Source organism: Larkinella rosea (assembly GCF_003858635.1).
In the GTDB taxonomy this organism is placed as follows: domain Bacteria; phylum Bacteroidota; class Bacteroidia; order Cytophagales; family Spirosomataceae; genus Larkinella; species Larkinella rosea.
This window is the reverse complement of the sequence record NZ_RQJO01000007.1, coordinates 740,257-755,235: the sequence shown is the minus strand read 5'-3', so window position 1 is coordinate 755,235 and position 14,979 is coordinate 740,257. Positions and strand designations below refer to the sequence as shown.

General features: G+C 39.9%; 14 protein-coding genes. 2 read left to right on the top strand and 12 right to left on the bottom strand.

The annotated features are described in order from the left end of the window. Nucleotides 1–2 precede the first annotated feature (2 nt). The 12 genes from EHT25_RS03440 to EHT25_RS03385 form a co-directional block, all read right to left on the bottom strand. Nucleotides 3–1,535, bottom strand: a complete 1,533-nt coding sequence (locus EHT25_RS03440) for an ATP-binding protein (RefSeq protein WP_124870691.1) — start codon at nt 1,533–1,535, stop codon at nt 3–5. A gap of 365 nt (nt 1,536–1,900) precedes the next feature. Further along, on the bottom strand, nt 1,901–3,592 hold the full coding sequence (locus EHT25_RS03435) for a DNA cytosine methyltransferase (RefSeq protein WP_124870688.1): 1,692 nt from the start codon (nt 3,590–3,592) through the stop codon (nt 1,901–1,903). 83 nt (nt 3,593–3,675) lie between these two features. Beyond that, entirely contained in the window at nt 3,676–4,104 is a 429-nt protein-coding gene (locus EHT25_RS03430; RefSeq protein ID WP_124870684.1) for a very short patch repair endonuclease, read from the bottom strand. Nucleotides 4,105–4,183: 79 nt separating this feature from the next. Further along, nucleotides 4,184–4,579 (bottom strand): hypothetical protein, encoded by a 396-nt coding sequence (locus tag EHT25_RS03425; protein WP_124870681.1) that lies wholly within the window; start codon nt 4,577–4,579, stop codon nt 4,184–4,186. A 6-nt stretch (nt 4,580–4,585) separates the two neighbouring features. Continuing rightward, entirely contained in the window at nt 4,586–4,807 is a 222-nt protein-coding gene (locus EHT25_RS03420) for a hypothetical protein (protein ID WP_124870678.1), read from the bottom strand. 261 nt (nt 4,808–5,068) lie between these two features. After that, complete coding sequence (locus EHT25_RS03415) at nt 5,069–5,311, bottom strand: hypothetical protein (protein WP_124870674.1); 243 nt, start codon at nt 5,309–5,311, stop codon at nt 5,069–5,071. A 117-nt stretch (nt 5,312–5,428) separates the two neighbouring features. Further along, nucleotides 5,429–6,523 carry an ISAs1 family transposase gene (locus EHT25_RS03410; RefSeq protein WP_124870670.1) on the bottom strand — a complete coding sequence of 365 codons (1,095 nt, stop codon included), beginning with the start codon at nt 6,521–6,523 and terminating at the stop codon, nt 5,429–5,431. Nucleotides 6,524–6,881: 358 nt separating this feature from the next. Continuing rightward, nucleotides 6,882–7,058: a DUF3871 family protein gene (locus tag EHT25_RS03405; RefSeq protein ID WP_229311424.1), complete on the bottom strand. Its 177-nt coding sequence runs from the start codon at nt 7,056–7,058 to the stop codon at nt 6,882–6,884. Between the two features lie 410 nt (nt 7,059–7,468). After that, a complete protein-coding gene (locus tag EHT25_RS03400; RefSeq protein WP_124870664.1) occupies nt 7,469–9,394 on the bottom strand; it encodes a PAS domain-containing protein in 1,926 nt (641 codons plus the stop codon). Nucleotides 9,395–9,651: 257 nt separating this feature from the next. Beyond that, nucleotides 9,652–10,626: a DUF3871 family protein gene (locus EHT25_RS03395; RefSeq protein WP_229311423.1), complete on the bottom strand. Its 975-nt coding sequence runs from the start codon at nt 10,624–10,626 to the stop codon at nt 9,652–9,654. After that, nucleotides 10,616–11,473 carry an AAA family ATPase gene (locus EHT25_RS03390; protein ID WP_124870657.1) on the bottom strand — a complete coding sequence of 286 codons (858 nt, stop codon included), beginning with the start codon at nt 11,471–11,473 and terminating at the stop codon, nt 10,616–10,618. Before EHT25_RS03390 ends, EHT25_RS03395 begins: the two co-directional genes overlap by 11 nt. Nucleotides 11,474–11,526: 53 nt before the next feature. After that, nucleotides 11,527–12,120 carry a hypothetical protein gene (locus EHT25_RS03385; protein ID WP_124870654.1) on the bottom strand — a complete coding sequence of 198 codons (594 nt, stop codon included), beginning with the start codon at nt 12,118–12,120 and terminating at the stop codon, nt 11,527–11,529. A gap of 502 nt (nt 12,121–12,622) precedes the next feature. On the opposite strand from EHT25_RS03385, the gene EHT25_RS03380 reads away from it, so the two are divergent. Together EHT25_RS03380 and EHT25_RS03375 are read left to right on the top strand one after the other, a co-directional pair. Next, nucleotides 12,623–13,837, top strand: coding sequence for a hypothetical protein (locus tag EHT25_RS03380; RefSeq protein WP_124870651.1), 1,215 nt, complete (start codon nt 12,623–12,625; stop codon nt 13,835–13,837). Between the two features lie 5 nt (nt 13,838–13,842). After that, complete coding sequence (locus tag EHT25_RS03375; RefSeq protein WP_124870649.1) at nt 13,843–14,505, top strand: porin family protein; 663 nt, start codon at nt 13,843–13,845, stop codon at nt 14,503–14,505. Nucleotides 14,506–14,979: the final 474 nt, after the last annotated feature.

The following is a 14,979-nucleotide window of genomic DNA, read 5'->3' as shown; positions in this document are numbered from 1 at the left end:
TGTTATTCAAGAAGCTTAATAATATTACTTGGTATGTTGTCCTGTCGTACACCCAGTGCCGGAATGACTGAGGTTTTGATTGCCAGTTTGCTGTAGCCGCTCGCCAGCAGCTCCCGGACGGTTTCCTCCAGAGTATCAACAGTATCCTGCTGATCCCGTTGTATTAGTCTGTCGTTCTCATCCTGCATATGTCTGAAGCTGTTGACTGATGTATTAATCATGCGTAGCAGGAGCTTAAAGGTGCTGGCTGTGGGCTGGTCCAGTTTTTCTCTTATCAGACGAACTAAGGGAAAGTCCTTGTTGATCTCCAGAAGTGCACCCTTATTTGAGATGATACGCTCAAAGAGCTGAGGATGCTGATCTGCCGGGCTGGATGAAATTTTCCGAATACCGCGATTGTGGTATTCCTTTTCAGCTTCTGATCTTAGAATAGAGATATAGTTGAAAAATGCTCTTTTTAAGTCGAAAGGAACTGTAATCTGCGATTTGGCAACGTTCAGGTGAAGCAGGTCGTCTACTTTGTTTCCCACTTCCACTCTAAGCCTTGCCAGTTGAAGCCTTGGGGACTTGCGAATAATGCCATTCCATCCACCAAAATGAATGAGCCTGTCTGAACGATAGATGTAAAGCCCTTCCATATCCATCAGACTACGGCCGGGAGGGGTCCAGATATTCTTCTGTTCCCTGCTTTCATCCATACTACGAACAGGTAGAACAAAGCCTTGTATCTTAATAAGATCGTTATTGTATGCCCTTTGTCTGGGTTCCAGCGGACGGAGATCGGTTTCAGTTAAAGGGAAGGGATTAAATGAGCGGAGCTGTACATTGTTTACACGGACTCGAAGCGGACGCGGAATTCTGTCCAGAAAGCGGTGGAAAATCAGAGACAGATAGCCAGTAGTAACCTCTGAGATCTGGTGCTTGAGTGCCTCAATCCGGTCTTGGCTGCTTGGCAGGTTTTCAAATTTATAAAGGCCCTGCCAGGCAACAATAGTACCTGGTCTGAACTGATCAAACCTGTTTAAATATCCCGAGCTAAGCGACTCGTACCGGTCCAGTAGGTTCTGAATTTCCTCCGGCGTATTAATCTGTATCAACCATTTGCGGGTCTGCTTCAGATACTCAACGTCCCAAGTCCTTGCACTATATACGTCACCACTACGCTGCCTTGAAAGCACAGTCAGCTTTCGCGTCTGGGCAAAAGAGGCTGTTTTCATTCCTAACCCAAAGCGTCCCAGATCGGACGCATCCCGGCTGAATTCAGGCGATGAACTGGGAAACTGCATGGACCTGCTCAGACGTTCGTCGCTCATGCCTGCTCCGTTGTCGGCCACGAATAGCGTAAAAGGAGTAGTCGCCGTATCAACCAGAATTTCGACGCAGTCTGCTCCCGCCGTAATGGAATTATCTATGAGATCGGCCAGCGAGGTCTCCAGAGAGTAACCCTGTTCAGCAATTGATTTAACAAGGTACTCAGGGTCAGGAGGTGCGCTTTCAACAAGGGACGAGCCCCCCCCCTCATTATCTCTTATCATTTATGATCAGTTGTTATAAATGGCGGCAAGTAATTTAGGTTGTCTCTCAGATCCAGAAAGCAGTGTAATCGGATAAAATTACTGATAACGATGCTTTGGGTGATATAGAGTGACTTAAAATCCCCAACTAGTTTTGGCCAAATTTTTACTATTTTGGCGGGTATCGTTCAACTCAATAAGGTAAGATTTTCTAGTAGAACTGGAAACACTTTATTATCGGCAATTGCTAAAGGTAAGATTTATAAACAGTTTGTTTTATATAAATCATATTCTGAGTAGTTTATATATTTAATAAAGGACTGGCTAATATTCCATATTGTAGAATTGCTCGCATATATGGTTGTGCTTAGAGGACATAAAAGGTTTCAAACTGACTGCAAAGCTGCAGTTGATTCTTTGGCTTTCCCTGTGGAACATACACTATCTACGGTAATCTGCCTAAGCAGATTACGGACTATTTCAGCTATCTGAAAGGCCAAAAAAGGAGGCACGGCGTTCCCTACTTGGTGAAACTGCGCGGTACGCGGACCACAGAAATAGTAGTTATCCGGAAAAGTCTGTATTCGTGCAGCTTCTCGAACTGTCATACTTCTACATTGAGTTGGGTCAGGGTGTATATAATAATGTCCGTCTTTGGAGATATGTGAGGTTACCGTCCGGGATGGCTCATCCCAACTTTGTACGCAGAACCGATCACTGAATTTACCAAGATGAACAGCTTCAAATACATTTTTATGTGCAGGAAGCAGAGCTCTGGGGTAATCTCCTAAATGTGGGAAACGTCCCTTAACCTGAGTATAACAGGCTGCAAACAAGTAACGCAATAAGTCTTCTGACATATGAGAACGAGTTTCATGATTACACACTCCTATTAGTTTCGGATCTGTATACCATTCTGAATTATAAGTCGGCCTGGCTGAAAAATCAATGTAATTGCTCCCTTTATTATACTTCGGTATTATTATCTGTTCAGAGGTCCTTTTTATACATGATATGGTATCTCCATCAACACCTTTCCATAACTGTGCTGAATTTATCCCTTTAAGAATGGAAGAAACCCAGTTACTATCGTTGTCGCTTACATCACCTTTCTTTCCTGATAATTGACTTCTAACAGCAGGCAGATCCCCGATTGCTTCCCGAACCGAAATCGCTTTTTTTTCCTGTAGCAATTCTATTTCTAGATCCCTGACTAAGTCATTTCGGATACCAAGAATAATCAATCGGTGCCGTTTTTGAGGAATACCAAATTTTTCAGATTCAATCAGGAAATCCCGTTGATCAAGCTTTTGTCTGCCAAACAGATTGCCGAATTTTGATGGTTTTACAAGTGAAAAAAGTTTATAACCAGGGTGTTCAGCTTGTGATAACGCCTGACCGTCCAGGGCTTCATAAGCAACATACGGATTTTCCAGATCATTAATAATCTGTGTAAAAATATGATCATTTTCAACTTTAGAAGAAAGTAACCCTTTGACATTTTCCATTACAAATACCGCAGGTCGATGAACAGCCAGTATTCGATAATACTCCCGGTAGAGGTAAACTCGTGGGTCCTTTGGATTAATACCTTTATTTCTGGCCCGACCTACTATTGAGTATGCCTGGCAAGGCGGTCCTCCAATAAGTACCCACTTATCAGCACCATTTATTGCTTTTCTGATCCGCTCATCTATTTCTGACGTATCTACTCCTTTAACGTCCCTATCAAATCCAAGAATAGCCTTCCATGCCTGTTCTTGTGCAAGTGCAAACTCCGTCGGGTAAAGGGCAAAAAGTTCCTTTACGCTTTTAATTTTCCCAGCCAGAAAATCGTAATATTCATCTGGCAGCCCATTCAAAGGAAATTGTCGCAAAAAAGTGCGTAACAATAATGTTTGGTGTGCGAAAGGGTCTTTCTCAATGGATAAGGCAATCTTAAAACGTCTTTTAAATGAGTTATCAGAACAAGTTACTGATGCGAAGCCCTCTCCTAAACCTCCCGGTCCGGCAAAGACGTCTATGACTGGTATTTGAGTTCTGTCGGTCGAACTGGTGATTATGGAAGTATTTTGCATTAAACTTTAAGAATCAAAATTGGGTGACAGGAAATCAGATAACCTTTGAACCTTTCATTGCAAATAAGCGCAGGACAACAGGTCTACGATACTGACAATTGTTTAAGTTCGTTAAGCAGGTTATGTAGGGTTTTCTCCCGGTTGGCCGGTTTAAGTTCGCATTCAAAGATGGTTAAAATTCGCCAATTGGCGGCCACCAGTTTGAGGTTGTTTTCCGCATCCCGACGCCGGTTTCCGTTAATCTTATCAAGCCACCAGTCGGTACGGGTCTTAGGTACAACAAAATAGCGGCATTCTTCATGTCCGTGAAAAAAACAGCCGTGTACAAAAATAATTGTCTTGTACTTAGGCAGCACGAGGTCTGGCTTTCCAGGCAACATTTTGTCATGTAGCCGGTATCTGAATCCGTGTGCGTGCAGGAACTTCCTCACTATTAATTCCGGTTTGGTGTCCTTGCTCCTGACGCGGCTCATGTTAAAGCTGCGCTGTTGCGGTGTGTGTACGTCTGCCATTCTTCGCTATCGTCTCTTTCGATTCATCATGTACAATCATCATACTTTACACGCATTCATCAATAGTTATTGACCGGCCTTAACCCTCAAATAAAGTTCCCGTAAGTTCAATCCCTTCATTATCTTTAACAGTCAAACGGACGTTGGTTTCTACCCCACTCTCGTGTTTAATCATATCAAGCAAAATTCTGGAGTCGCTTACTTGCACCACTTTACCCGTAACCTTTGAAAAATCAGATGTACGAATGGTTACCTTATGCCCAAGGAGATCGTTTGTATCCATTTTAACTGCATCAAGATCAGATACTCGTACCGTGTTGACAGAAGGAAATGAAAGACCAGTATTTAATGCTTGTATATGAGCACGTGGCCTTTCATCTTCAAAAATTTCAAGGACTACATATAGGTGATTGGGATTTTCATCAGGGTATGGCGTGGGGAATTTTACCAATTGCCCAGTGCTGTTTGGATTCATAATAGATTATTTAAAATAAAATGGATCAAACTCTGCAACGCCTTTAAATGCAGCGTTATAATAACCTACTTTTAAATCCGGATTGTCCCTATCGTCAAAGACGTAAGTTTCTCCCAGTGAGTCTGTTAGCTTTTTCTCGTTAAACAGCCCCGTGTCAATCTTCGGGAATCTTCCTGTTTGTTTGTCAGTGAGAACAAACCGAAACTTTGGAGTGTAGCGTGCTGCCATATGGGTATTACCTGATTATCTGCGTGATTTGACTGAGGTCAGGGCGTTCTTTAAAGAACGCGTGCCTATTAGTTCATAGGCTACTTATCTGGCCTGAAAATCCTATATATAAACCCGATGAGATCTGTTGTTAACGGACTGAACGCTGGTAGATGTAATTCAAATGCTGTTCTTCAAACTCTACAAAATGTCCAGTTTCCGAATTTCTATCAGGCTCTATGACCACTTTTACCTTGTAGGTTGGAATATTTTGACTCCATCCTAAACAATTTTTTCAAGTGCATCAATGACCATCTCCTTTAGACTTCTATCGGTTTCTGCTCCTTTTACCTTCAGGCGTTTCATAAGGTCTTTGGGAATCCAGACATTTAGCTGCTGCTCAATTTTTAAACTGGCCGTTCCATGAGCATAAGAATCCTTTACAACAACCTGCTCGTCGGGGGCTATATTTACAAGTTTCGAAGATTCCTGTATTCTTTTTACTGACGGTGTATTCTTAGTCATTGCCAAAGGCTCAATATTTATATAAATCTAGAATTCTAGGTATAAAATTACAATAAAAAACATAATTACCCTATATACCCCGATGTATTATTCAATATCCTGGCAGGGCAAACGCATCTAATTTTTGAGGATTTTGAGCAAATATTCATTGTCCCATCCAGCTTCAAGTCGTTTGCCTTTGATACTTCGTTTCCGACTGGTTTCGTTTTTGATCAAATTCAGGGCAATCCGACAGAGAATCGAGAAGTTCTCGGCCGCGTTTCCTTCTCGTTTTCGACTACTGTCTTCCCCGAAAAAGACATCCAGTACCCAATGTAATTCATTCTCGATGCCCCAATGGGAACGCACCGCCTGGCCTATTTTTTGGGCGTCGGCCCCCAAACTGGTGATATAATACCGCTTCTCGGTGTGTTCCGTTTGCGTAACTTTAAGATACCGCACGGCTTCGACGCAAACGACTGCTTGTAAGCCGACCCATCGCTGTGGGTGCTGAAGGTGTACCAAATCGGTGTAGACTGAACAAGTCCGGGTTTCCACCCGACCGTGTCCGCCATCGACCTCTTTCCAAACCGATACCGGTGGACAAAAGCGCAATGTGTCGGCCAGGTCTTCCTGCAATTGTCCCTGGTTCCCCTTGACAGCAATCACATAATCGACTCCACCCGCCACAATTTGTTCAACAATAGCTGTTTGACACCCGATGGCATCAATGATAAAAATACAGCCCGCGAGCTCTAATACATCCAATAATTTGGGGATGGCCGTAATTTCATTGGATTTTTCAGCCGTTTTGATCTGTCCTAGGACCACCTTGTTGACGGAAGCCGAGGCACTAACCAGATGAATTGCGGATTTAGGGCTCCTGTCAGCAGTTCCTCGCATCGTTTTACTATCGATACTGATGATCTTACCCTGGGTCAGCTGGGCGATAGTTGTGACCCATTCCAGAAAACAAGCTTCAAACTCGGCGGAGTCTAAGGCGGCAAAAAACCGGTTAAATGTGTCGTGAGAGGGGATACCTGCCGGTAGCTTCAAATACTGTGAAAGCCATACTTGTTTGGACTTGCCATAGGCTTCAATGTCATTCCAGGTCTCTGCTCCGCAAATCACAGCGGCAATGGTTATAAAAATAAAATCTTCTAACAGATGGTTTCTAGTTCGATCCACTCGTGGATCGGTCAAAGTCAGGAAATGGTCGATCGGATTGGGCATCGGTTTTTCGAGCGAAGAAAACCGTTTTAAGCCAATCCATAAAATGTTTAGCCAAGTTCCTAAATCATTTTAGATGCGTTTGCCCTGAATATCCTGGTGAATAATTTGGTTATTTAGTTATAATTGCATAGTTCGCATCAGTGTAAAGCAATGTAATAAAAGGTTATTCCTTTTAAAGGATGCAGAAATAATACCATTGAATTTCCTAGGACCTTGGATTAGAACTTAAATCAATTGCCCTGAAAGCCCTAAACTTTAAAAAGAAAATATCGAATGAACTGTGTAGACTCGTGGTGCCAAAAAAGTATAGCTTTTTGGTAAAAAGTGGAAGCAGGGGCCAAACGACCCCTGCTCCTTTTTACCTCAAAAACCAACCTTGCGAAGCGTGCAAACCTTGCAAACTTTTCAAAATACCACCTGTTAACTCTAACGAATTTACATTCCGATCCAGAAACGTGTCGATGTAACTACTCTTTACGGCACCGGTGAACAGATTGTATAACTTCCACAAATGATCCCATCGATCTCGCTTCACCAAGGAACACAATAACTGAGCTTGGAGGAATGAAAATTATATATGTGCTATCTAAATTTTTTGAGATATCGAAAATCAATACCACTGAAAAATATCTGTCTAAGTTTTATACAGAGGAGACTGACAAGACACTTGAATCGATCTTCGGTTAATATCTGGTTATACAGTATAGAACTACAGTTTTGCATCTTTTGCAAGGATTGCAACTTTGCCTATTCAAAAAAATAGTCTCTTGATAAATCGAGGTGTGCAAGCCAATTATTTATGATATGATAAGCTCAATCAATTATAAAAGACTATTCCTTTATATTTTTGGCTAATGAACCTGTAAATTATTTTTATGAGGGTCATTTTTTAATTTGTTTTGAATTAACAAAAATCAGAAGTCTAGCGACAATTAATATACGAGATCATATACTGTCAAGAATATCTAAATAATTTAAATATTCATTTTGTTTTGGATCATCTCTTAAAATAGCTATTCCAAATGTCTCAGGAAACTTCCCATGTGTATCTGAAGGAACAGTAGCACTAATTACTTTAACTTCTATTTTCGTACCATCTTTTTTTACCATTGTTAAATCATATGGTTCAACTTTAAGACCAAGTTCTCTATTCTTTTGTACGATTGCATAAGCCTCCTTAGACTCCTTGGTGCATAAGGATGAAAATGTTTTACTCCTTATAACATGGTCTAAGCTGCCGTTATGATAATACCCTAATAACTCACAAAATGCTAAACTAATATGCAAAATTCTATCCTGATCGTCTAGTCTAGCATATGCAACTGGTGAAAATTTCATAACTTCATCTACACGTGCAAATGCTTTTTGATATGCATGCTTTCTTCTTAAATCATCTGACCAAGCATATAACATTAAAGAAATAACGACGAAAAATAAAACTAATCCAATAATAACCAAAAAATTAGTTGTTTTATCTAAACTATTTAAATTTACTCGAGCAACCATTAATTGTCCTATTGGAGAATCGTTTATATACGAAATACCTGAAATTGGTATTGTGACTACCAATTCATCACCTTTTTCTAAAACACTTATTCCGCCAAGAATCTGAGTTCTACCCTTTGGTGTACTTATTATTATATTTAGGTCATCGATTATACTACTGTTAATCTCACCAGTTGAATCTTTCGTGAAAAAGCTTTTAATTTGAGGAATAATTTTACTAAATGAAAAGCTGGATTGTTCAACAATTTTCAATTCTGTATTTTTAGACCCATTATTCATACTCATTGTAGCAATAAATGGGTCTGCATTTAAGTTTTTAAACGCTTCTAAACAAACAGCTTTCAATTTAGAGTCATTTAATCGAAAATCAAAACATATTACCCCTCTAGTTCCATTTTCTAATATTATGCCTCTAGACAACGTATAAACAATGCCATTTCCACCTAAATCTAAATACGGCCCCGTAATATTAAAGAAATCTTTTATGGGTATTTGACTAGCCGAGTTAGCCATATCTATTAGCCCACTAAATTTGTTTTTCTCAAATGTTGATTCGTAATATGGCCTTGATGGGAAATATATTGTAGCCGGGAACTGTCTTGCATAATACGCTTCAAGATTTTTTTCTCCATTCTTAAATATTCTATTTAAACCGTTTTGAGTTATAAAATAAACTTGTGATGGCATTAATACAATATCATTAACTTTCAGACTTGTTTGTTCTATTAAACCATTTATTGAAAAATTATGAAGTACATCTGCAATTTTTTGAGTATAAAAAACTTCTTCTCTTAAGTTATTTTCTCTTTTTAATATATTATCTAAAATTTTATTTAATGTATTTGGAGCTAGATCGGCTATAGGCAATTTATTAAATTTTTCCTGATTACTCGGAGCCTTTAATAGACCCTTTGGTAAAAATAAAAAACCCTTATAATTATCAGTTATTATTTCATTATTCGTTGAGTTTGTACTTGCTGTTTTTAGATGAAGGTCTGTATTATTAAGGTATTTATTTTTAGATAGCTCATCCTTGATTTTAATAAAATTATCCTTATATGCTTTTGATTGACCAGCCTCAAGTATATTTTGTATACCACTTACATTTGACAATATATAAGCCTCAAATCCTCTACTATAGTTTTCAGAGCTGAGTGTCTTAAGCGTTTTTTGTAATGTTATTTCATATCTTTTAGATATTGAATAAAAATTATAGAAAATAATAAACAACAGTAATAAAAACATAACCACTAGTAAAGTAAGGCGTCTTCTATTCTTAATAAAGAATCTAAGTAATGCTTTAAATTCTTCTGAAGTAACTATTTTATATAGTAGATCTTTCAATTGCATTAATATCCAAGCCATTTTGAAAGGATTTTTAAATATTTATGAACTACAATAATTTCACCTGTGAATATAACTAAAATAATTATATGTACACTTATTATATTCATACAATTTTAAAATATAAATATCTGTTCATTACTTAATTTTAATAAGATGTTCGCTTCTGGTATGTAACAGGGGATAAAAATGGTAGTATTGATTAAACCCTAAAAAGTTTAATCAATACTACCTGTTTCTACTTGAAGTAGACTGAATCTAATAATCCTTGCTTTCTTCTATTCTAGAAACCATCCTTCTGAAGTGTGCAAACCTTGCAATGTCTGCAAAATACCCTCTGTAAAATCAAGTGAATTTACATTCCTATCTAGAAATGTATCAATGTAACTGCTCTTTAATGCACCTGTGAAAAGATTGTAGAGCTTCCATAAACTGATCCGTCCATCATCTTCACGGCAAAACGAATGATCCCGGTAGTAATCTCTGGCTATCATACTGATCTGCTGATCAGTTATCAGAAGCGGGGCAATCTCCCGCTTTTGTGCTTGTGGAAGGAAATTGTACAAACGACATCGGCCAATTAACTGGGCGAACTGTTGCTCGGTCAGGTAATATTCCGTCAATTGCCTCATTAGCGACAAGTGCTTGTTAAGCTGATACCGACGAATCAAGTCTTCAATTGCCGTAATTAGTTGAGCCACCGACTTCACTCGTAAGTCAGCCAAGTAACCATCTGTCGAAACGCAGAGGTTGGTACAAACCAGATTTTGAAAGCCTATAAAGACTTTGAAATGCTCATCAACACCTTTTTTCTGGTGCAAGCTATCGTGGTTGTACGCCTTGACTCCACCAATAGTTAAAGAAAGTTGATTGTCGCCTACCATTTCTTGTATTGATGGTATTTCAATCACGAAGGCAGCTCGTTCATAATACAACGTCCTCTCCCATTCCTCCAGGTCTTTCGCTGGTTTGTTACGTGCCGATGGTATACGGCCTTTGATCGGATGTGATACCCGAATTGATGGTTCCAGGATACTTTCGTGAGGGAACAATCGCTCGACAGTTTCCAGGGCCGACTCGATGAAATCACTGTGGGAAATCAATGGTTCGTTGTCCTTACTGTAAACAGGGATAATGTGCTTCTCCTGCATTTCCCTCAAGGTAGAGGGCAAAGTATTAGCCAATAAAAAAGCCCTCTCAGATGAAGGGCTTGGTTCAATAACAACGGCTTCGTAGCTTTCTTCAAGCGGCATGATTTGAGTTACCATAATATTTGGGGTGTTTGGGTAATGAGAGTAATTGAAGTTCGTTTTTGCGTTCAGTAAATAAGGGCATTAAAGCCTCCCGGAATTCCGGATATAAATCGTACAAATCCTTTAGTCGGATTGTATCCTTTGCCGTTTTAATCATCGCTTCTACCTGTTCTTGAGTTGTTCCTTCTTGGCACCAACGAAGAATCTGCTGACCAGTCTTCGGTGAAATGGAGAAATCAGGCTTGTCGGTAAAAAGACCTGTTCGATCTTTGGTGGCTCTGGCATAATGACGATTATCCAACTCAAAGACCAACGTGAATTCATAATCCATTCCATCACGAGTAATTCCTTTCATGCCTACTTTTTCAGGTATCTGCTTGTTGTTTTTCTCGACCAAAACGTAATCTTGTTTAGCCCTGACAGTGGCAATCAGGTGGCAGTTACTTTGCAATAGAGCGTTCACAAGAGAATCATGCCGAGGAGTTAACTTGCCCCAATTAGTGTACGAGTTACCTGACATGGCAGCGTGTTCATCCAGCAGGCATTGCCACTCGTGCGAAAGGGAATCAATAATGATCACCTGCACCCCTGCCAGCTCGCACATTTTCAAAGCTTCGATATAACGCTCAGGTGTATACGGTGGCTCTAGAATCAGTACACGATACTTACCCAGATGTTCAAAGAGATCAGCCGACTTATTCTCGGTGTCGATAATAGCGATGCTCGACCAGCTTCCCGTAAGTCCATAAGCCAACAGTAATGATGAATAGGTTTTTCCAGAGCCCGAAGCTCCTTGCAGCAGTACCCGTATTCGTGCCTGTCTGCGTTCAGCATAGCGTAAATGCATAGAAAATGAGAGTTAAGTGATTGAATTAAACTGAGCCTGATCGAGGATACTTGTCAGGCAGGTAGAAAGACAAATTCGGCACCGGTAAAAAGGGTCTGGCTATCGAAATCAGCTTTTACGTAATTAATAAAGTGCTGAGTAAGGTCAAGCCGTAATCCATTGATAGTAAGCTCTCCCTTTGCTTCCAGATAATTACTGGTTTTCTCCGGGTCTGGATAAAAATGAAGGTGAAGTTGTTTACCGTCTAATTGAAAGGGTGAAACATCTGGCGAAGGCCCATGCGCATCAAAGACTGTAGCATTTTCCAAAAGTTCTTGAATGTCCTCTCGGCTTAAGGACGCCACAAAATCAACCTCGAATTTATAGGCCCAACCTTTTTTGAAGATCAATCCTATTGTGATTCCGGAAATGTAACCATTAGGCCCATTGCCTTGATAAGCCCAGAGGTACAAACCGTCTTCCCGAATCCGGTAACTAGTTTTGAGGTTCAATCCCTGATTCTGTTCAATCATGCGTGCTGCTTCAGGATCTCGCTCTTTGAGCTTCTGCCAGGCTTGTTCGGAGTTGTCGGTTAGAAAGTTGTCGTAAATGAATTTGAGTAGGAACAGGCCAAAAGCGATGCCCAGTACTGTGAAGAGAGTACTCATTTTTCTTTTGGTTTTGAATGTGAAAAGATGATGGAATGAAATTCATGCCGCACAGACCCACCGGGGGTAGTGGCAGACACAAAATTGTGGCCGGGAGTCGTTACAACCGCCCAAGCCTTCTCAGACATATTTTATAATTTGGAACGGTTACTCCACTCACTGGTCAACTTCACAGGTTTCACCTGCCGATCGGTTATGTTCTACGTCTTTGGGTAAGGGAAGTAAATCTTGACAGACTTTTATTAAGATCAGTATTGGTATCGCCTTGCAAAGAGGTAAAGTTCTAATCTGGGGAGTCATACAATGTTAACTCAAAGATCAAAAAAGGCAGACATTATGCGTTGTTCATCAAAAACCTCAAATGCAAGTTGAGCAACTTCTTAGGTATTAAATGATAATTAAAAATAAGCGAACACATTGAAAATAATATTATTTCAATATAAATTTATGTTCATCTAAGTTAAATTATTTAAGCAAATGACCATGAAAATTACAACACATCATGAAAAACACGTTCTACTTTATTCCAACCTTGCTATTAGTAACTGTAGGAGTTGCTATAGCACAACCTTCTAGAGTAAATATCGATGGCACCTGGTACACCAATGGGCAAACGGCGTATATTGAATGCGGCAAAAGTAATGTAACGGTTTACATAGACGGCATTCAGGATGAAAATGGAGATTTACTCGAAATTGCGATGGGGACTTCATCCAACTTTTCGTTTAGTTACACAAATTCACTAACTGCTCAACTTAACTTAGACTCCAATCATCAAGATGGGTCAATTCAAGTTACCTGGACAGGTTATCCCGGCCCGATAAATGTATTTGTTAAACAAAAGCCACCTGTCCCTTCTTTCACAGCCTCCCCAGCCTTGTGTTCTACGGGGAATTCAGCCACTTATTCAGTATCGAATAGCTACAATTTCCAAGGTACAAAGCCCATAAATATTGTCTGGCAAACAACGGGAGGTATTACAGTGAATGGGTCCAGTACATATACAGCCAGCAGTACAACGAGTAGTAGCGTAACGATTCAATTCAATTCTTTTGGAACGGTCAGTGTCTATGCCATTATTCCAGGTTGCAGTAATCTTCAGGGTGACGCCGTTACTTTATATGTAGGAACGCCGGGGAGCAGTGCCATAACCTTCACTCGGAGTGGCGGTTCTGATCCCGGTTTTTTTCTGTGCAGTGGCACCAACTATAATTTTGTTTCTAACCCAAATCTCCCTTCACCTCAGTATAGTTACAACTGGTCTATACCTATCGGCAGCAGTAATGTAACTTATTTTTCTCCTTCTGGTTCCAGCGCAACAGTAGGAGCTGGATCTGCTGGTGGTGGCTTTGTCTTACAGATGGACGTCACTCAATCTGGATGCGGTAATACCGGAGGGTCTTCTCGAACGTTTTCCATTACTAGTTGTTTTGGGTTCCGAGTTGCAAATAACCCAGCTTCTGATCGAATTACCGTTTTATTCGATGCCGAATACAATTCTGAAAAATTACCAGATGTCCTCCGAATAGCAAATGAAAAAAGTAAAGTAGTGAAAGAAGTTAAAGTGAAAGGCCAGTACTCAGACCAAATTATTAAATCCGGCTTGAGCGTTGATATCGATGTACATGTTTTTCCCAGAGGTACTTACTATATCCAAGGCATATACGGTTCTGATAAACCCGATCAAATCGACCCAATTCGAATCATTTTAAATTAAGCACGATGAAAGGGAACACATTTATTTTATATCTTCTATTTTGGTTGATTGGGTCTGTTAGTTGTCAGGCCCAATCAATCAAAACTCTACGGTTTGGAATGACAGGAGGAGTAAACGCAGGTCTGATTAAAAAAGACCATCTGGGTTTACAAAATATCTTGTGGCGTTATAAGGTTGGTATAACGGTTGAAAAACGTTTTCACAAAGCGATGGCTCTAGTTGGTGAAATCACCTACTCTCGGCAAGGAGAAACGGTTAACGCAGACACTTACACGATTCAAACTGGCACTATCAAAGACACGCAAATTATTAACTTCGATTATGTGGCAATGCCTATTATGCTACGGTTTCGCCCCCGTAGTGAACGCGTTTTTTTAGCCATAGGTGGACAATTCGGTTATCTGATTGATAGTAAGTTTTATTTTGCTTCGGCTCCGGATCGTACAACTCCGTTTGCTCATACTAATAAATTAGATGCTGGTTTAATAGGTGGTGTTGGGTTCCGTTTGGGCAGGCATCTGGTTGCGGACTTAAAATACTTCCATGGAATGAAACCTATATTAGCTAATTTCACAGCTCCAGATCCGCAGACGGGTGTGCCGACCTACTACCGGCGTGAGGGATGGTATAATCGAGTCTTTTCTTTAAATCTGACCTATTATTTATAATAATAGGTCATAAACTCGAAAGGTACGGCTTCACCTGACAATTAATCTTCAAAGCCATTCTCCCTCGAACTCCTAGTACCGGTACGATTGGCTCGCATAAGTACGATTCACCTTCACCAAAAAGTCTTACATTTTTTACTTACCGTCCTACCCCGAAGCAGAAATTAGGTTAAATTCAGAAACATATCGCCGAGGTATGGAAGGATTAATTAGATTACGGGGCTGTGCAATGAACGGATCATCGTTTTTACACATTTATCACAAATTCCAATGGCAATTACTTCATTTTGATAATTTCCAGTACTCACTTTTAAGTAAATAATCATTTTCAAGTACCCTTCTAGATTAATAATAATTGGTTTTGAGTAGGTCTTCTGGGTAGGTAGAGTAAGTGAATAATGAAAAAACTTCGTTGATTTTTCAATTTGAAAAGTAGACTCACTGTTTACAATGAGTCGTATATTCGCAAAAGAA